We start from the raw sequence: 17,633 nt of genomic DNA, 5'->3' as shown, positions 1-17,633 counted from the left end.
GGGCGTCAGCCGGAGTGGAAAGGCAGGCCGGCCTCGGCCACCAGGTCGAGGTCGTCGGTCTCCTCGCCGGGCAGCAGCGAGGCGGTGCCGTCGGAGACCGGGACGATGCCCAGCTCCAGCAGCTCGGCCATGGCGGCGGTGCCGGCCATGTCGCGGACCTGGAGTTGGTAGCGGGCAGTGGTGCGGTAGGCGCCGCCGGCGTCGTCGCCGGTGCGCTGGAGGAAGCCGGAGTCGACGAGGAAGGTGACGGCCTTGGCGATGATGCCGGTGGTCGAGCCGGCCAGTCGCCGGGCGTCCTTGGTGGCGCCGGTGGCGCTGCGGCGGGCGTAGACCCGCCAGGCGGACTCCAGACCGGGGGCCTCGGTGACCGGGTCGGTGTTCTCGCCGTCCTGCTCGGCGCGCTCCTCCAGGCGGCGGCACGCCTGCCGGACGAAGGCGTCGACGCCGTTGACGGTGATCCGGCCGATGTAGCCGTCGTCGGCGAGGTCCTCGGGGCGGGGGAAGGACATGGCGGCGACGGCCAGGTGGGCCAGGCCGTGCAGGAAGCGGTCGGCGGAGTCGGCCGAGGCGCGGCGGGCGTAGTCGCCCATCCGGACCGCGAAGACGGAGTCCTCGGCGGCGGTGACGGCCATCCCGGCGCGGGTGGAGACCTCCAGGACGACCAGACCGAGACCGCTGGCGACTGCGTCGGCGAGCCGGGCGAAGGAGGGCTCGTCGCGGTAGCGGCGCAGCAGCTCGGCGTATTCGGCGTCCCGGGCCGGCAGCAGCTTGGGCTGGAGGCCGAAGGAGACGAGCCGGGCGGCGTCGGCGGCGTCGGCCGGGGTGAGCGACGGCGTCCGGACCTGGTCGGGTGCTTCCGCGCGGTCGAACGGGGCCGGGAAGGGAGCGGCGGCCGGGGCCTCGGCGAACGGGTGGCCGGGGACCGGCCCGGGGGCGTCGGCGGTGCTCCGGGCCGCTTCGCCGGTCCCGGGCGCCGGGTCGGGCGCGGGCACCTCGTCGGCGTCGTACTGGGTCACGGGCGGAGCTCCTTGCGGGGGACGGTCGGGGGTATCTCGTGGCGCGGCGGGGTCGGTCCGGCCGGTATCGGGCGGCGGCGGTGCGCGGCGGGCATCAGGCCCCCTCCGAGCGGTCGGCGGCCATCCCGACCGCGTCCAGCAGGGCGGTGCCGACGATGAGGTCGGCGCCGCCGAACTCGGGGTCGACCAGCTCGGTGCCGTCGTCCACGGCGAAGAGCAGCTGCTGCTCGCCCTGGCGGTAGGCGGTACCGACCGGGGGGCTGGCCGCGTGCACCGCCAACAGGGCGACGAGGTAAGGGAGTTCGGGGTCGCTCCGGCGGGCCTCGGCGAGCAGCCCGGAGAGCCGGCGGGGCGCGTCGGAGGGCAGGTCGAGCAGGGCCATCGCGGCGTCGAGCTGCGCCTCGCTGAAGCGGCTGTCGTCGGGCGTGGCCACCAGGTCGGGCTCGGGCATCTCGGCGCCCAGGTGCTCGCGCTCCACGGGCGGGGTGAGCAGCACCTCGACGAGGTCGCCGACGCGGACCGCGGCGGGGGTGCGCAGGCCCGTGCCGCGGGCGAAGAAGGCGTCGGTGACCCGGGTGGCCTGCTCCACGGGCAGCGGCAGCAGGGGCGCGACGAGCTGGCCGTACAGGTCGAGGCCGGTGCGGGCGGCGGGCGCGGCGAACGCCTGGCGGTCCTGCTCGGCGCGGAAGAGCGGGCCGGCCTCCAGCAGGCGGGACTGGAGCTGGGTGTGGCGGCGGATGCAGTCCTTGACGATGTCGACGAGTTCGGCGGCGCGCCGCTTGTGCTCGCTGGTCCGCGCGTCGACGGCCTCGGCCTCGTCGCGGGCCTTGCGGATGTTGGTGAGGATGGCGTTCTCGTGGCGATAGCGGTCCGCGACGTGGTCCAGGGCCTCGTTGATCATGTCGGGGACGGTGCGCAGCCAGTCGACCGAGCGGACGTTGCGCCGGGTGGCCTCCAGGGTCTTGCGCAGCGTCTCGGCGTACTGGACGGTGCGGTAGCGGGCCTGCTCGGCGGCGAGCTGGGCGTCGGCCAGCCGGCCGCGGCTGATCAGCACCTCCAGCTTCACCTCGGCGGCGATCTGGGCGCTGGTGACGTCGGTGTCGAGGGCGCCGACGAGGACGTTGACCGCCTCGTCGGTGGCGCGGAGGTAGACGACGCCGCCGGCGCCGGGGACCTCTTCGATGAGCTTGAAGTCGTAGTCGCGGCGGACGTACGCGCCGTCGGTCGAGAAGGTGCCGTACACGGCGCGGAAGCCGCGGTCGACGCTGCCGACGTTGATGAGGTTCTCCAGCACCCAGCGGGCCACCCGCTCGTGCTCGGACGAGGGGCGGTCCGGGGCCTGGGCGGCCACCCGCGGCAGGACCTTGGCGACTATCTCCTCGTGGTCGGCGCCGGTGTCGAAGTCCATGTTCAGCGTGACCAGGTCGATGACGGCCAGCGCCACCTCCGCCATCGCGTAGACCCCGTACTCGCCCGCGAGGTTGGCCTTGCGCGCGTCGAGGTCGTGCAGCGGCGCGGTGCACGCCAGCGCGCGCAGCCGGCGGGCCAGTCCTTCGTCGGCGGCCGGGCCCGGCGCGGGCCGGCTGTGGCCGTTGAGCTGGGGCGCAGCGGCCCCCGGGGCGGAAAAAGTCACGTCGCACAGCGTAGGCGCTGGCACGGACAACGGACGAAACGGCGCGGATCCGCTCATGGGCGGACCCGCGGGCCGGCCGACCGGTCATTTTACCGGTGGCGCCGACCGGTCAATGCGTGGCCCCCTCCGCGACCTTGAGATCGGTGCGGGTCCGGGCCGCGGCGGTGACGATCGCGCGCAGTGCGGTGGCCACCGCGTCGACCGGCAACGACGGCTGGGCGCGGTCGGTGACCTGCTCGGGCGCGTACGGGACGTGCACGAACCCGCCGCGCACGTGCGGCAGTTCGGTGGCGATGAGGTGGGCGAGCCCGTAGAAGACGTGGTTGCAGACGAAGGTCCCGGCGGTGTTGGAGACCGAGGCCGGCAGCCCGGCGGCACGGACGGCGGCCACGCACGCCTTGATGGGGAGGGTGGCGAAGTACGCGGCGGGCCCGCCCGGCACGATCGGCTCGTCGACGGGTTCGGCGCCCGCGGTGTCGGGGATGCGGGCGTCGTCGACGTTGACGGCGACCCGCTCCACGGTGACGTCGGGGCGGCCGCCGGCCTGCCCGACGCACACCACGAGGTCGGGGGACGTCTCGGCGATCGCGGTGCGCAGGGCGGCCAGTGAGGCGCCGTAGACGCAGGGCAGTTCCACGGTGTGCAGCGCGAGCCCGGCGAGCGGGGTGGCGGCGGCCGTGCGCACCGCCTGCCAGGAGGGGTTGGTGGCCTCGCCGCCGAACGGCGTGAAGCCGGTGAGCAGGACGCGGGTCGGCGGGGTGGTGGTGGCGTGCATGCGGCTTCTCTCGGGGTCGGGCGGGGGCGGGACGGAGCGCCGGCGGTCGGTGGCCCTGCCGGTCAGAACGCGAACAGCGCCATGATCAGGGCGTTGCAGCCCAGCAGGATGCCGGCGGTCGGCAACTGTGCCTTGATGGGCCCGTACTGGTCCTTCAGTTCCAGCAGCGCCGCCGGGACGATGTTGAAGTTGGCGGCCATCGGGGTCACCAGCGTCCCGCAGAAGCCGGCGAGCATGCCGAGGGCCAGTACGGCGGCCGGGTTGCCGTGGAAGTGCCCGATCAGGACGGGCCAGCCGACCGCGGCGGTCATCACGGGGAAGGCGGCGAAGGCGTTTCCCATGACGAGCGTGAAGGCGAACATGCCCACGCAGTAGACGACCACCGCGACGTAGAGGGAGTCCTCGGGCAGCACGGCGGTGGCGAGCTTGCCGACCTGACCGCCGACGCCGGAGACCTGGAAGATGGCGCCGAGCGTGGCCAGCATCTGCGGCAGCAGCATCGCCCAGCCCATCGCCTCCAGCATGGTGCGGCCGGCCTGGACCGGCACCGAGGGGCGCTTCTCGCGCAACATCACCATGCCGACGACCAGCGCGACGACCGCGCCGATGCCCAGGCCCAGGATGGTCTCGCTGCCCTCTTGGAGGACCGGCCGGCCCCCGATGGTGAGGTGTTTGACGCCGATGGCGCAGGCCATCGCGACGACCGGGATGGTCAGGGCCGGGACGAAGAGCTTGTTGCCCAGCCGGGCGGCGCTCGCGGTGCGCTCCTCGGGGGTGGTGGTGCGCGGGGTGCCGCGCCCGGTGAAGCCGAAGCCGGCCAGCACGGCCATGACGAGCACGGCGACGCCCAGCGGTTCGGCCGGCGCCTGCTTGGTGACCACCCAACTGCTGTAGATGAACCCGGCGCCGATCAGGCCCCAGAAGGCGCCGGTGCCGAAGCGCTTGGGGTTGCCGCGGTCGGTGACCATCTGGGCGGCCATCACCAGGAAGCTGAGACCGACCAGCCAGTAGAACCACTCTGCCTTGATCATCGGGTGGCCTCCGCTGCGGGGGTGGGGCGGGCGTTGGCGGTGAGCAGGTCCCGCTCCAGCTGGCGGTCCAGGCGCAGCAGCCGCCAGCCGTGGACGACGAAGGCGCACACCGCGGTGGGGATCGCCCACAGCGCCAGGTGCAGCGGTTCGAGGTGGGTCCCGTAGGTGGTGTTGACGAAGCCGGTGATCAGCAGGATCGAGCCGACGGCCAGGAAGACGTCCTCGCCGAAGAAGAGGCCGATGTTGTCCGCGCTGGCCGCGAACGCGCGCACCTTCTCCCGGCTCTGGGCGGGCAGCTTGCCGTAGCGGCGCTCGGCGGCGCCCTCCGCCATCGGGACGGCGAGCGGGCGGACGGTCTGCGCGTGCCCGAAGACGTTGGTCAGTCCGACGGCGGCGCCGATCTGCCGCAGCCCCAGGTAGAGGGCGAGGAAGCGCCCGGTGGTGAGCCGGCCGAAGCGGGCGATGAGGGAGCGGGCCTGTTCCTGGAGGCCGTAGCGCTCCAGGAGGCCGATGATCGGGAGGGTGATGGCGAAGATGGTCACCGCCCGGCTTCCCGCGAAGCCCTCGCCGAAGGCGGCCAGCACCTTCGTGGGCGAGAGGCCGCCTAGGAGGCCGGTGACGATGCCGGCCACCGCGACGACCAGCAGGGGGTTGCGTTTCGTGGCGAAGCCGATGACGACCACGAGCACGCCGAGGAGCACGATCATGGATCAGCCTTCCGCGTACGGGTTCCCCAACGGATGCGGGCCACGGATGACGGGCCGCAGGCATCTGGGGAGCGATGAGGGGTTGCTCGGGAGATTGCTGCGGAGGCTATGCGATTGTTCAACGATCCGACAAGGGGTCGGTGCCGACGAAACGGAAGTGCGTCTACCCCTCGGCGATGCGCTGGGCGTACGCCGCCGACAACTGGCCGCGCGAGTCCTCCAGGTAGGCACGCAGCAGCCGCTCGGCCGCGACCGCGTCCCCGGCCACCAGCGCCTCCGCGATCTGCCGATTGCGGACCAGGTAGGGCGAGTGGAAGCGCTGCGGGTCGTCCATCACGTGGAAGACCAGCCGGAGTTCGGCCAGCACCCCGCGCATCAGCTCGTCGGTGCGCGGACTGCCCGCGAGCGCCACGACGGCCTGGTGGAAGCGGAGGTTGGCGGTGGAGAGCTCGTCCCAGACCCGGTCCGCGGCGGCCTCCTCGCCGGCCCGCACCGCCGCCTCGATCGCCGCCACCGAGGCGGCGGTGGCGGGGTCGTACGGGCCCTGGCCCAGTCCGCGCACCGCGGCGCACTCCACCAGCATCCGCACCCGGAAGATGTCGTCGAGGTCCTCGACGGTCACCATCCGCACGAACACCCCGCGGTTGAGCCGGTGCTCCAGCAGTCGTTCGTGGGTGAGCAGCCGGAACGACTCGCGCAGGGTGTTGCGGGAGACGCCCAGTGCGCCGCCGATGCTCTCCTCGGACAGCCGCGCACCGGGCGAGAAGTAGCCCTCGGTGATCCGGTCCCGCAGGATGTCGGCGACCCGTTCGGCCGTGCTGGCGCGGCCGAGCAGGGCGCGGTCCCGTTCCAGTCCGGCGACCTCGGCGAGCCGCCGCCGGTCGTTCTTCGCCACTTGGCCCGCCATGCCGCCGTCCGTTCCGTCCCGTTCGGGCCGGTCGAGGCGGCCCGCCCACTGCACTGTCAGCCGCAGTCAATCCCAGATGACGGGACGGGACAACACACCCCTTGTCGGATCGTTCAACGATCTGTACGTTGACATCCGCTCCGGCATCGCCGCAGCCACCTCCCGCATCCGCACTGCACCCCGCACCCGGAACGGACACCCATGAGCGACCAGGCCGCCCTTCCCCCCATCGACCTCAACGCCGACCTCGGGGAAGGGTTCGGCCGCTGGCACCTCACCGACGACGAGGCCCTGCTCTCCGTCGTCACCAGCGCCAACGTCGCCTGCGGCTTCCACGCCGGCGACCCGTCCACGATGCGCCGGGTCTGTACGCTGGCCGCCGAGCGCGGGGTGGTGATCGGCGCCCAGGTCTCCTACCGCGACCTGGCCGGCTTCGGACGCCGCGCGATGGACCTGCCGCCCGACGAACTCGCCGACGAAGTCACCTACCAGATCGGGGCGTTGGAGGTCTTCGCCCGCGCCGCCGGCGCCCGCGTCGGCTACGTCAAGCCGCACGGGGCGCTCTACAACCGCTGCGTCGACGACGTCGAGCAGGCCGCCGCGGTGGTCGCCGGGGTCCGCGCCGCGGGCGGCCGGCTGCCGGTCCTCGGCCTGCCCGGCTCCCAGTTGCACCGGGCCGCCGAGGAGGCCGGCCTCCCGGTCGTCGGCGAGGCGTTCGCGGACCGCGCCTACACCGACCGGGGCACCCTGGTCCCGCGCCGGGAAGCCGGCGCGGTGGTGCACGACCCCGACGCGGTGGTCAAGCGCGCCGTGGGCCTGGCCCGGGACCGTGCGGTCACCTCCCGCGACGGCACCCGGATCACGGTCGCCGCGCGCTCGCTGTGCCTGCACGGCGACACCCCGGGCGCCGCGGACTTGGCGCGGCGGGTGCGGGCCGAACTGGCCGCGGCCGGCGTCCCCGTCCGGAGCTTCGCATGACGGGCGGCGCGGCGGGTGCGGCAGCCGACGGGGCGGAACGGCTCCCCCTGACGGCGCTGCCGGTCGGCGACCACGGGGTGCTGATCGAGCTGACCCGCGCGGCGGACGTGGAGGCCCTGCACGCCGAAGTGCTGCGCCGGGCCGCCGCCGGCACCCTGCCGGCGGTGCGCGAGGTGGTGCCGGCCGCCCGGACCGTCTTCCTCGACGGCCTGGCCGACCCCCGGGCGCTCGCCGCGGAGCTGGCCGACTGGCGGATCCCGCCGCTCACCAGCGGCGACCGCCCGGCCGTGGAGATCCCCGTGCACTACGACGGGCCCGACCTGGCCGAGGTCGCCGCGCTGTGGGGCGTCACCCCCGACGAGGTGGTCCGCCTGCACTCCGGCGCCCGCTTCCGGGTCGCCTTCTGCGGGTTCGCGCCCGGCTTCGGCTATCTGACGGGCCTTCCGGAGCGACTGCACGTCCCGCGCCGGGCGACCCCGCGCACCCGGGTCCCGGTCGGCTCGGTCGGACTGGCCGGCCCGTACACCGGGGTCTATCCGCGCTCCTCCCCCGGCGGCTGGCAGTTGATCGGCCGCACCGAGGCCGCCCTGTGGGACCCGCGGCGCGAGCCCGCGGCGCTCCTGGCCCCCGGCACGCCCGTCCGCTTCGTCCCCGTGGACGCGCCCGTACCGCCCCCGCGCGGCCCCCGGGCCGGCGCCGCACCGGCCCGCCCCGACCGCACCACCGAGGAGTCCGCCCGATGACCGACCGCGCCCTCTCGGTGGTCCGGGCCGGTGCGCTCACCACCGTCCAGGACCTCGGCCGGCCCGGCCACGCCCACCTCGGGGTGCCGCGCTCCGGCGCCCTGGACGGGCCGGCGCACCGGCTCGCCAACCGTCTGGTGGGCAACCCCGCCTTCGCGGCCACCCTGGAGACCACCCTCACCGGTTGCGCGGTCCGCCCGCGCACCGCCACCACCGTCGCGGTCACCGGCGCCGCGTGCCCGGTGACCGTGGACGGCCGCCCCGCCCCGTGGGGCGCGCCGGTGCACGTCCCGGCCGGTGCCGTGCTGGAGGTCGGCGCGGCCACCCATGGCGTCCGCTGCTACCTCGCCTGCGCCGGCGGCATCGCCGTCGAGCCGGTGCTCGGCAGCCGCGCCACCGACCTGCTCTCCGGACTGGGCCCGGACCCGCTCGCGGACGGCACGGTGCTCCCGCTGGGCTCCCCGTACGGCCCCCCGGCCGCCGCCGACGCGGCCCCGCTCGCCGGGGCGGCGGCCGAACTGGTGCTGCCGTTCCTGCCCGGGCCGCGCGACGCCTGGTTCACCGCCGACGGGCTGCGCACCCTGGCCACCGGCCGGTTCCGGGTCTCCGCGGCGTCCAACCGGATCGGGCTGCGCACCGAGGGGCCGGCCCTGGAGCGCGTCCGAGACGGCGAACTCCCCAGTGAGGGGATGCCGTTGGGCGCCCTCCAGGTCCCGCCGAACGGCCTGCCGGTGCTGTTCCTGCACGACCACCCCACCACCGGCGGCTACCCGGTCGTCGGCGTGGTCCCGGAACGCTTCCTGGCCTCGGCCGCCCAGGCGACGCCGGGCACGCCGATCCGGTTCGCGCGGATCGGCCGGCGGTCGGGCCGGGCGGCGCACCCCGGGTGACACCGGCGCACCCTGCCGGCCGAGGTGCGCTCCGTACGCCGGCCGTTCACGCCCGGCGCCCCGGTTCCGTCGGCGTCCCCGGCCCGCCCGTTGGGCACTTTCCGTAGCGGATCAAGCGCCCTGAGTGACCAGCTCGGGTATCCGTACGGAAGGAACCGTGATCGCCATGCGTCTCGCCCCTCGCCTCGCCGCCGCCCTCAGCGGACTCGCCCTCGCCCTCGGCGGTGTCGTCGCCCTCGCCCCGGCGGCCCACGCCACCCCGCAGGCATGCTTCTACACCGTCCTGGAACAGCATCCCGACGCCAATCCTGAAGTGGTCGAACGTGCCTGTCTGCGCGGGGCCGAGGGCGGCCCGGAGGCCGTGCGGGCCTGCTACGTCGAACTGCGCCGGGACTACGTGCCCGCGACGATCGCCTTCGAGGCGTGCCGCCGCGCGGCGGAGGAAAGGTAGGCAACGGCCGCATCCGACGCGCCCGGTCGCGGACCTGACCGGGTCCGCGGCCGGGCACCGGCTACGCCACCCCGTACCCGCCGCCGCCCGGCGTCCGGACGACCAGCACGTCGTCCACGCCGACCTCCGCCGCGTCGCAGCCCCGCAGTTCCTCGCGCGAACCGTCGGCCCGCTCCAGGACGTTGACGCCCAGCGCGCCCGGTCCGCCGCCGGCCATGCCGTACGGGGCGATGCGCCGGTGGTGGGAGAGCAGGGCGATCGTCATCGGCTCCAGGAACCGCAGCCGGCGCTCGACCCCGCGGCCCCCGTGCCAGCGGCCGGTGCCCCCGCTGCCCTCGCGGAGCGCGAAGCCGTCGACCCGGACGGGATAGCGCCACTCCAGGACCTCGGGGTCGGTCAGCCGGGAGTTGGTCATGTGGGTCTGCACCGCGTCCGCCCCGTCGAAGCCGTCGCCGGCGCCCGCCCCGCTGGCGATGGTCTCGTAGTACTGCACCCGGGCGTTGCCGAAGGTCAGGTTGTTCATCGTGCCCGAGCCCTCGGCCTGGACACGCATCGCGGCGTAGAGCGCGCCGGTGACCGCCTGGGAGGTCTCCACGTTGCCCGCCACGGTGGCCGCCGGGTAGACGGGCGCCAGCATCGAGCCCTCCGGGACGCGCACCTCGACGGGTTTGAGGCAGCCGCTGTTGAGCGGGATGTCCTCGGCGACCAGGGTCCGCAGCACGTACAGCACGGCCGCCATCACCACCGAGCGGGGCGCGTTGGCGTTGCCGGGCTGCTGCGGCGAGGTGCCGGCGAAGTCCAGCACGGCGCTGCGGGCCGCCCGGTCGACGGTCAACGCCACCCGGATCTGCGCACCGCTGTCCGTCTCGTAGCGGTAGCTCCCGTCCGACAGCCCGCCGAGGATCCGGCGCACCGACTCCTCGGCGTTGTCCTGGACGTGGCCCATGTACGCCCGCACGACGTCCAGTCCGAACTGGTCGGTCATCCGGCGCAGTTCGTGGACGCCCTTCTCGTTCGCGGCGATCTGGGCGCGCAGGTCGGCGAGGTTGACGTCCGGCGCCCGCGACGGGTACGGCCCGGTGGTGAGCAGGTCGCGGGTCTCCCGTTCCCGCAGCGCGCCGTCGCGCACCAGCAGCCAGTTGTCGAAGAGCACCCCCTCCTCCTGGATGGTGCGGCTGAAGGCGGGCATCGAGCCCGGGGTGATCCCGCCGATCTCGGCGTGGTGCCCCCGGGAGGCGACGAGGAACCGCAGCTCGCGCCCGGCGGGGTCGAACACCGGGGTGACGACGGTGACGTCCGGCAGGTGCGTTCCCCCGTGGTACGGGTCGTTGACCGCGTACACGTCCCCCGGCCGCAGGTCGTCGCCGCGGCGCCGCAGCACCTCCTTGATGGACTCCCCCATCGAGCCCAAGTGCACGGGGATGTGCGGGGCGTTGGCGATCAGGTTGCCCTCGGCGTCGAAGAGCGCGCAGGAGAAGTCCAGCCGCTCCTTGATGTTGACCGAGTGGGCGGTGTGCTCCAGACGGACGCCCATCTGCTCGGCGATGGCCATGAAGAGGCTGTTGAAGACCTCCAGCATCACCGGATCCGCCGCGGTGCCGACGGCGGTCCGCCCGGGGCGCGCACGGACCCGGGTGAGCTCCAGGTGACCGCGTTCGCCGACGGTGGCCCGCCAGTCGGGGTCGAGGACCGTCGTGGCGTCGTCCTCGGCGACGATCGCCGGCCCGCTGAGGGCGTCGCCGGGCCGCAGGGCGGTGCGGCGGTACAGCGCGGTGTCCCGCCACCGCCCGCCGACGTACATCCGGACGGTCGTCTCTGCCTGCAACTCGCCTTTTCGCTCCGGTAGTCGGGCGTGGTAGTCGGCCGCGCCGCCGGCCGCGCCGAGCGCCTCCACCGACACCGCCTCGGCGACCAGCGGCTTGTCCATCGCGAAGGCGTACCGCTCGCGGTGGGCCCGGACGAACTCCGCGGCCATGGTGGCGGCGTCGGCGAGCGGGACCCCGAGGGCGGCGTCGGTCCCGGCGTAGCGGACCAGGACCCGGGCGCGGGTGGTGAGCGACGCCGCCGGCACGCCGTCGTCGAGGAGTTCCTGCCGGGTCTGCCGGGCGAGGGCGTCGCACACCGCGTGGACCCGGTCGATCGCCCCCGGTTCGTCGAACGGCTCCTCGACGGCCCGTTCCCGCATCGCGGTGGCGTCGGCCACCCCGATGCCGTAGGCGGAGAGCACCCCGGCCAGCGGCGGGACGAGGACGGTGTCGATGCCCAGGGCGTCGGCGACCGCGCAGGCGTGCTGGCCGCCCGCGCCTCCGAAGCTGACCAGGGCGTAGCGGGTGACGTCCCGCCCGCGCTGCACGGAGATCTTCTTGACCGCGTTGGCCATGTTGAGCACCGCGATGTCCAGGAAGCCGGCGGCGACGTCCTCGGGCCCGCGCGCGTCCCCGGTCGCGGCGGCGGCCCGCGCGGCCAGCTCCCCGAACCGGGTGCGGACCGTCGCGGCGTCCAGCCCCTGGTCGCCGTCCGGGCCGAACACCGCCGGGAAGTGGTCCGGTTGGATGCGGCCGAGCATCACGTTGGCGTCGGTGACGGTGAGCGGGCCGCCGCGCCGGTAGCAGGCGGGTCCGGGGTCCGCGCCGGCCGAGTCCGGGCCGACCCGGTAGCGTCGGCCGTCGAAGTGCAGCACCGAGCCGCCGCCGGCCGCGACGGTGTGGATGTTCATCATCGGGGCGCGCATCCGCACGCCGGCGACCTCGCTCCCGAAGATCCGCTCGAACTCGCCCGCGTAGTGCGACACGTCGGTGGAGGTGCCGCCCATGTCGAACCCGATCACCCGGTCGAAACCGGCGCGCCCGTCCGACCCACCGGCCTCCGCGGCCGCCCGGACCATTCCGACCACCCCGCCCGCCGGCCCGGACAGCACCGCGTCCTTGCCCCGGAAGTGGGTGGCCTCCCGCAACCCGCCGTTGGACTGCATGAACAGCAGCCGGATGCCCGGGAGCTGGGCCGCGACCCCGTCGACGTAGCGCGCCAGGATCGGCGACAGGTACGCGTCGACGACGGTGGTGTCGCCGCGGGCCACCAGCTTCATCAGCGGGCTGACCTCGTGCGAGCAGCTGACCTGGGTGAAGCCCGCGGCCCTGGCCAGTTCGGCGACCGCCCGTTCGTGCGCGGTGTGCCGGTAGCCGTGCAGCAGCACCACCGCGGCGCTGCGCAGTCCGTCCGCACGGGCCCGGCGCAACTCCCGGCGGACGGGCTCCGCATCGAGCGGCCGGACCTGCTCACCGCGGGCGCCGATCCGCTCCGGCACCTCGATCACCCGGTCGTAGAGCGCCTCGGGCAGCACGATCCGCCGGTCGAAGATCCGCGGCCGGTTCTGGTAGGCGATCCGCAGCGCGTCCCGGAACCCTTCGGTGGTCAGCAGCACCGTCGGCTCGCCGGTGCGCTCCAGGAGGGCGTTGGTGGCGACGGTGGTGCCCATCCGGACGACCGAGACCCGCTCGGCGGGCACCGGTTCCTCCGGCCCCAGGCCCAACATCATCCGGACCCCGGCGACCGCGGCGTCCCGGTAGCGCTCGGGGTGGTGGGAGAGGAGCTTGCCGGTGACCAGGCGCCCGTCCGGCCGTCTGCCCACCACGTCGGTGAAGGTTCCGCCGCGGTCGATCCAGAACTCCCAGCGTCCGGTCATCCCGCCATTGTCGCAGCGCCGCCCGGTTCGGACAGGGCCGCGAGGGCGCTACGGGTGGCCCGTTCGGCGGCGGCGTCGAGCAACCGCCCGGATCCGGCCACCCCGTACCGGCACTCCCGTACGGCCAGCGCCAGCAGGCCGGGCAGCAGGTCGGTGCACCGGTCGGCCACCCACCGGGTGCCGCGGGTCGCCATCCACACCAGCGAGCCGGTCCGGGTCGGCGCCGGACCGTCGAGGGCCAGCGGGGGCGGCGGCCCGCAGGCCAGGCCGCGGGCGGCCAGTGCGGTGTGGAAGCCGCGGGCCAGCAGCCGGTGGCCGCGCTCGCTGGGGTGCAGCCGGTCCACGCTCCAGGTGGTCCGTTCGGCCACCCAGGGGTGGTCGGCGAGATGGAGGTGGACGCCGCCGTAGCGTGCGGAGACCGCGTGCACGACGGTGTTGACGGCCCGCATCCGGCGGGCCAACGGGCGGGCCAGCGGCGCGGGCAGCGCCAGCATCCGGCCGGGGTCGGGCAGGCACGCCGTCAGCACCACCGTCCCGCCGGCGCTGAGGGTTCCGTGGGCCTGGTCCAGCGCCGCCGCCACCCGGTCGATGGCGAAGGCGGCGCGCAGCGTGTCGTTGGCGCCGACCAGCACGGAGGCGAAGCGCGGGGCGAGCGCGCGGGCCTGCGGCAGCTGCTCGCCCGCCACGTCGGCCGCCAGCGCCCCGCTGCGCGCCAGGTTCACCAGCGGGACGTCGCCCGGCCGTGGTCCGAGCGCGTCGGCCAACAACACCGCCCAGCCCCGCCAACCGCCGCCCGCCACCGGATCGCCGAGCCCTTCGGTGAGCGAGTCCCCAAGGGCCACGAACCCGGGCGTCACCGCCGGCTCCAGGGACCCACCGGCCGCGGCCCGACCGGCGCAGCCGGCCGCCCACCGGCCGGCCTGGGGGCGTCGTGGGCCGCCAGGAACGCGGCCACCGCCGGCTGCCAGCCGTACCCCTCTGCGCGCCACCGGGCGGCGGCCCGGCGGAGCGGCTCGGGCCGGGCCAGCACCCGCTGCACCGCGTCCGCGAAGGAAGGTCCGTCGTCCAGGGCGGTGTCCCCGCCGTCGCCCACCAGCCCGGCCAGCGCCGACGCCGCACTGGCGACCACCGGGGTGCCGCAGGCCAGCGCCTCCAGCGCCGCCAGCCCGAACGTCTCGGCCGGGCCGGGCGCCAGGACCAGGTCGGCGCCGGCCTGGAGCGCGGCCAGCCGGGTCCGGTCGGCGAGGTGCCCGAGGAACGTCACCGGCAGCCGGGCGGCCCGCGCCCGGTCCGCCAGCCGGCCGCGCAACGGCCCGTCGCCGGCCACCACCAGCGCCGCGTCCACGCCCCGCCGCCGCAGCTCGGCGAGGGCGTCCAGGGCCCGCCCGGGCCGTTTCTCGGGTGACAGCCGGGAGCACATCAGCAGCAGGACGGCGGCCCGGTCGGCGTACCGCCCGCGCAGCGCGGCGCTGCGCAGACCCGGGTGCCAGGCGGCGAGGTCGACCCCGAGCGGCGCCCGCACCACGTTCCGCGCCCCGGCCCGGAGGAACTCCGCCGCCGCCCAGTCGGTCGTGCACACCACCCGGCTGTAGGCGTACGCGGTACGGGCGTTGGCCCGGTCGGCGAGCGCGCGGGCCAACGGGCGCGGCACGCCCCAGGTACGCAGCACCCCGTCCACGCTCTCGTGCGACACCATCACCGCCGGGACCCGGGCCCGCCGCGCCCACTCCCCCGTCCAGCGCAGCGTCGTGCGGTCCGAGACCTCCAGCCGGTCCGGGTCCAGTTCGGCCAGGAGGTGCCGGAGCCGGGGGCGGTCGGCCAGCACCCGGTAGCCGCCGGTACCGGGCACCTGGGGCCCGGGGAGGGTGAGCACCCGGCCCTGGGCGGTCTCCTCGTCGCGGATGCCGCGCGGCCCCACCGCGTCCGGCGGTCCCGGCACGACGAGCACCGGCTCGTGGCCGGCGGCCCGGTAGCCGGCGCCCAACTCGCCCAGTGCGGTGCGCAGCCCGCCGGAGGCCGGGGCGACGAAGTTGGCGATCCGGACGATCCGCAGTCCCGCCCGGCCGCTCCGGGCCCGACGACGGGCGCTCACGCCGCCACCGCCGTCCGGTCGGCGAGCACGTCGTCGTAGTGGGCCAGCAACTGGTCGCCGACCGCCTCCCAGGTACGGGCCGCGACCGCACGCCGGCCGGCGTCGCCGTACCGCACCCGCAGCTCCGCGTCCCCGAACAGCGTCCGTACCGCGTCCCGCACCGCCGCGCCGTCCCCGGAGGGGACCAGCAGTCCGGTCCGCCCGTGGTCGACGAGGTCCAGCGGCCCGCCGGCGGCCGGGGCGACCACCGGCACCCCGGAGGCCATCGCCTCCTGCACGGTCTGGCAGAAGGTCTCGTACGGCCCGGTGTGCACGAACACGTCCAACGACGCGTACAGCCGGGCGAGTTCGTCACCGGTCCGCCGCCCCAGGAACCGCACCTCGGGCAGTTGCGCCCGCAGGGCGGCGGCGCTGGGGCCGTCCCCGATCACCACGGTGCGGACGCCGGGCAACCGGGAGGTCTCGGCCAGCAACCGGACGTCCTTCTCCGGAGCCAACCGCCCCACGTACCCCACCAGCAGCTCCCGCCCTGCCAGCAACGAACTGCGCAGCACCGCGTCCCGCCGCCCGGGGTGGAACCGCGCCGAGTCGACCCCGCGCGGCCACAGCCGCACCCGGGGCACCCCGTGCTCGGTGAGGTCCAGCAGCGCCGCGCTCGACGGGGCCAGGGTGAGGTCGGCGGCGGCGTGCACCGCCCGGATCCGGCGCCAGGCCGCCGTCCCGCCCCGCCCCAGGTAGGTCCGCGCGTAGCGCGCCATGTCCGTCTGGTAGACCGCGACCGCCGGCACCCCCCGCCGGGCCGCGGCCGCCATGCCCCGGGCCCCCAGAACGAAGGGGCTGGCCAGGTGCACCAGGTCGGGCCGGTGGCCGTCCAGCGCAGCGGACAGCCGCCGCCCGGGCAGCGCGATCCGCACCTGCGGGTATCCGGGCAACGGCATCGAGGGCACCCGCACCACCGGGCACGGGCTTTCGTGGCCGTGGCCGGTGGCGGCCGGTGCGGAGTTCGCCAACGGGGCGATGACCAGCGGTTCGTGCCCGCGCCGGACGAGGTGGCGGGCGGTTTGGAGGGCACAGTGTGCGACGCCGTTGACGTCGGGCGGGAAGGATTCGGTGACGAGGGCGACACGCATACCGCTGTTGTCGGCGCACCGTGCGTGGGCCGCACCAAGGGGATCTTTCCAACCGGCGAACGTCCCATGAGCGTTCGCCCCTGCGCCCGCTCAGCCGGGCGTCGGTCGCGGCCTCACACCGCCGAGGCGTCCGGCCCGAAGCGGGCGCGCACGGCGGTCTGCACCTCGGCCTCCTCGGCCGGGTCGGCGGCGAGGCGGCGGAGCTGTTCCACCACCCGGTCGTCGCCGGTGGCCGCGTGCCGGGCGGCGAGTTCCCGGGTGGTCTCCTCGCAGTCCCAGAGGCACTCGACGGCGAAACCGGCCGCGAAGCCGGGGTCGGTGGCGGCGAGCGCGGCGGCGGCCCGGCCGCGCAGGTGCGAGGACGAGGTCTCGCGATAGAGGTGGCGCAGCACGGGGGCGGCACAGGCGATCCCGAGGCGACCGGCGCCGTCCACCAGCGCCCACAGCGCGCAGGCGTCCGGCCCTTCCTCCCGCACCGTGCGGCGCAGCGCGGCGAGCACCAGGTCGGTGTCACGGCGGGCGCCGCGACGGGCCAGCATGGCGGCGGCGGACGCCCCCAGCCGGTCCGGACGCGCGGCCCAGGTGCGGGCCCGCTCGACGGCGGCCACGCTGCGCATCCGTTCGTAGGCGGAGAGCGCGGCGGCGACCAGCGGTTCGCCGGAGAGCGGATCGGTCGCGGCGGCCTCGATCAGGTCGAGGACCGCTCCGTCGCCGCGCTCGGCGAGGTGGTGCAGGACCGCGGCACGCGCCGCGTCGGGTCCGCCGCGACCGGCCCGCAGCAGCTCGGCGCGGTCCTCGGGACCGGCGACGGCGCTCAGGCAGCGGGCGGCGGCGAGGTAGCGGTGCTCCCCGGGGCGCGGTTCGAGCTCGTGCTGGGCCCACTCCAGCACCTCGGCCACGCTCCAGCCGGGGCGCGGGCCGCGCGGTCGGAGCTGGCGCTGCCAGCGGTCGAAGGAACCCTGCTCGTCGGCGGCGGCCAGCCGCGCGCCGTACCGGGCGTCCTCGGCCCACAACCGCCAGGGGCGGGGCTCGAAGGCGTCCCGCACGGTGGTGGCCAGCAGGGCGTCGCCCTCCGGGGTCTCGGGGAAACGGGCCAGGACGGCCGGCGCCAGGCCGATCAGCCCGGCGTCGTCGTCGCGCAGCGCGAGCTCGTCGAGGGCCCAGCGCCAGTTGCTGCCCACCGCGGCGTAGCTGCGCAGCAGCAGCCGGGCGGCGTCCTTGCCGTACGCGGCGAGGTGGCCGAGGACGGAGAGGGTCAGCCCGGTGCGCTCCTCGCCGGTGTCGATGAGGTCGTCGGGGTGGAAGAGGTGCCGTTCGATCTCTTCGAGACCACCGTCGAGCTGCATGTAGAGGCGCGCGTAATAGAGCGAGCGGTTCTCCACCTGCCAGTCCCGGCGCGCGTCGCACAGCACACTGTCGTTGAGTGCCGCGAGCGCCTCGGCCCGCGGCGCCGCGAGGGCATGCAGGGTCCCGTCGCCGCGGCCTCGCTGCAGGAGGCCGAGCAGGGTGCCACTGGGCGCTATGTCTGGATCGAACATGAGGTCAGCATCCGGTGCGGGGGACAGGCTGGCAACGGGATTTCCGCTGACCGGCATTCT

General features: G+C 75.5%; 15 protein-coding genes. 4 read left to right on the top strand and 11 right to left on the bottom strand.

The annotated features are described in order from the left end of the window. Positions 1–5 precede the first annotated feature (5 nt). From ACLJT4_RS29415 to ACLJT4_RS29390, 6 genes are all read right to left on the bottom strand, one after another. Complete coding sequence (locus ACLJT4_RS29415; RefSeq protein ID WP_411126818.1) at positions 6–1,016, bottom strand: hypothetical protein; 1,011 nt, start codon at positions 1,014–1,016, stop codon at positions 6–8. A 94-nt stretch (positions 1,017–1,110) separates the two neighbouring features. Then, positions 1,111–2,649 carry a hypothetical protein gene (locus ACLJT4_RS29410; protein ID WP_103377188.1) on the bottom strand — a complete coding sequence of 513 codons (1,539 nt, stop codon included), beginning with the start codon at positions 2,647–2,649 and terminating at the stop codon, positions 1,111–1,113. A 109-nt stretch (positions 2,650–2,758) separates the two neighbouring features. Beyond that, entirely contained in the window at positions 2,759–3,424 is a 666-nt protein-coding gene (gene pcp, locus ACLJT4_RS29405; protein WP_411126816.1) for a pyroglutamyl-peptidase I, read from the bottom strand. A 62-nt stretch (positions 3,425–3,486) separates the two neighbouring features. After that, complete coding sequence (locus ACLJT4_RS29400) at positions 3,487–4,455, bottom strand: DUF979 domain-containing protein (protein ID WP_016578043.1); 969 nt, start codon at positions 4,453–4,455, stop codon at positions 3,487–3,489. Then, the gene (locus tag ACLJT4_RS29395; RefSeq protein WP_411126814.1) at positions 4,452–5,162 is read right to left on the bottom strand and encodes a DUF969 domain-containing protein; all 711 of its coding nucleotides are present in this window, start codon (positions 5,160–5,162) and stop codon (positions 4,452–4,454) included. The genes ACLJT4_RS29400 and ACLJT4_RS29395 overlap by 4 nt, the downstream gene beginning before the upstream one ends. Positions 5,163–5,325: 163 nt before the next feature. Next, complete coding sequence (locus tag ACLJT4_RS29390) at positions 5,326–6,069, bottom strand: GntR family transcriptional regulator (RefSeq protein WP_411126812.1); 744 nt, start codon at positions 6,067–6,069, stop codon at positions 5,326–5,328. 201 nt (positions 6,070–6,270) lie between these two features. On the opposite strand from ACLJT4_RS29390, the gene ACLJT4_RS29385 reads away from it, so the two are divergent. From ACLJT4_RS29385 to ACLJT4_RS29370, 4 genes are all read left to right on the top strand, one after another. Continuing rightward, entirely contained in the window at positions 6,271–7,047 is a 777-nt protein-coding gene (locus ACLJT4_RS29385; RefSeq protein WP_411126810.1) for a LamB/YcsF family protein, read from the top strand. Continuing rightward, on the top strand, positions 7,044–7,790 hold the full coding sequence (pxpB, locus tag ACLJT4_RS29380) for a 5-oxoprolinase subunit PxpB (RefSeq protein ID WP_411126808.1): 747 nt from the start codon (positions 7,044–7,046) through the stop codon (positions 7,788–7,790). The genes ACLJT4_RS29385 and pxpB overlap by 4 nt, the downstream gene beginning before the upstream one ends. Beyond that, positions 7,787–8,680, top strand: coding sequence for a biotin-dependent carboxyltransferase family protein (locus ACLJT4_RS29375; protein ID WP_411126806.1), 894 nt, complete (start codon positions 7,787–7,789; stop codon positions 8,678–8,680). Before pxpB ends, ACLJT4_RS29375 begins: the two co-directional genes overlap by 4 nt. A 166-nt stretch (positions 8,681–8,846) precedes the next feature. Then, entirely contained in the window at positions 8,847–9,131 is a 285-nt protein-coding gene (locus ACLJT4_RS29370; RefSeq protein WP_411126804.1) for a hypothetical protein, read from the top strand. A gap of 61 nt (positions 9,132–9,192) precedes the next feature. On the opposite strand, the gene ACLJT4_RS29365 is transcribed toward ACLJT4_RS29370, so the two are convergent. From ACLJT4_RS29365 to ACLJT4_RS29345, 5 genes are all read right to left on the bottom strand, one after another. Further along, positions 9,193–12,813 carry a hydantoinase B/oxoprolinase family protein gene (locus ACLJT4_RS29365; RefSeq protein WP_411126802.1) on the bottom strand — a complete coding sequence of 1,207 codons (3,621 nt, stop codon included), beginning with the start codon at positions 12,811–12,813 and terminating at the stop codon, positions 9,193–9,195. Next, on the bottom strand, positions 12,810–13,670 hold the full coding sequence (locus tag ACLJT4_RS29360; RefSeq protein ID WP_411126800.1) for an SGNH/GDSL hydrolase family protein: 861 nt from the start codon (positions 13,668–13,670) through the stop codon (positions 12,810–12,812). The genes ACLJT4_RS29365 and ACLJT4_RS29360 overlap by 4 nt, the downstream gene beginning before the upstream one ends. Next, positions 13,667–14,905 carry a glycosyltransferase gene (locus tag ACLJT4_RS29355; protein WP_411126798.1) on the bottom strand — a complete coding sequence of 413 codons (1,239 nt, stop codon included), beginning with the start codon at positions 14,903–14,905 and terminating at the stop codon, positions 13,667–13,669. The genes ACLJT4_RS29360 and ACLJT4_RS29355 overlap by 4 nt, the downstream gene beginning before the upstream one ends. After that, positions 14,902–16,035, bottom strand: a complete 1,134-nt coding sequence (locus tag ACLJT4_RS29350) for a glycosyltransferase family 4 protein (RefSeq protein ID WP_411126796.1) — start codon at positions 16,033–16,035, stop codon at positions 14,902–14,904. The genes ACLJT4_RS29355 and ACLJT4_RS29350 overlap by 4 nt, the downstream gene beginning before the upstream one ends. A 113-nt stretch (positions 16,036–16,148) precedes the next feature. Beyond that, positions 16,149–17,573 carry a HEAT repeat domain-containing protein gene (locus ACLJT4_RS29345; RefSeq protein WP_411126794.1) on the bottom strand — a complete coding sequence of 475 codons (1,425 nt, stop codon included), beginning with the start codon at positions 17,571–17,573 and terminating at the stop codon, positions 16,149–16,151. Positions 17,574–17,633: the final 60 nt, after the last annotated feature.

This window comes from Streptomyces sp. x-19 (genome assembly GCF_046549115.1).
GTDB classification, from domain to species: Bacteria; Actinomycetota; Actinomycetes; order Streptomycetales; family Streptomycetaceae; genus Streptomyces; species Streptomyces albulus_C.
This window is presented reverse-complemented; position numbering and strand designations above follow the sequence as displayed.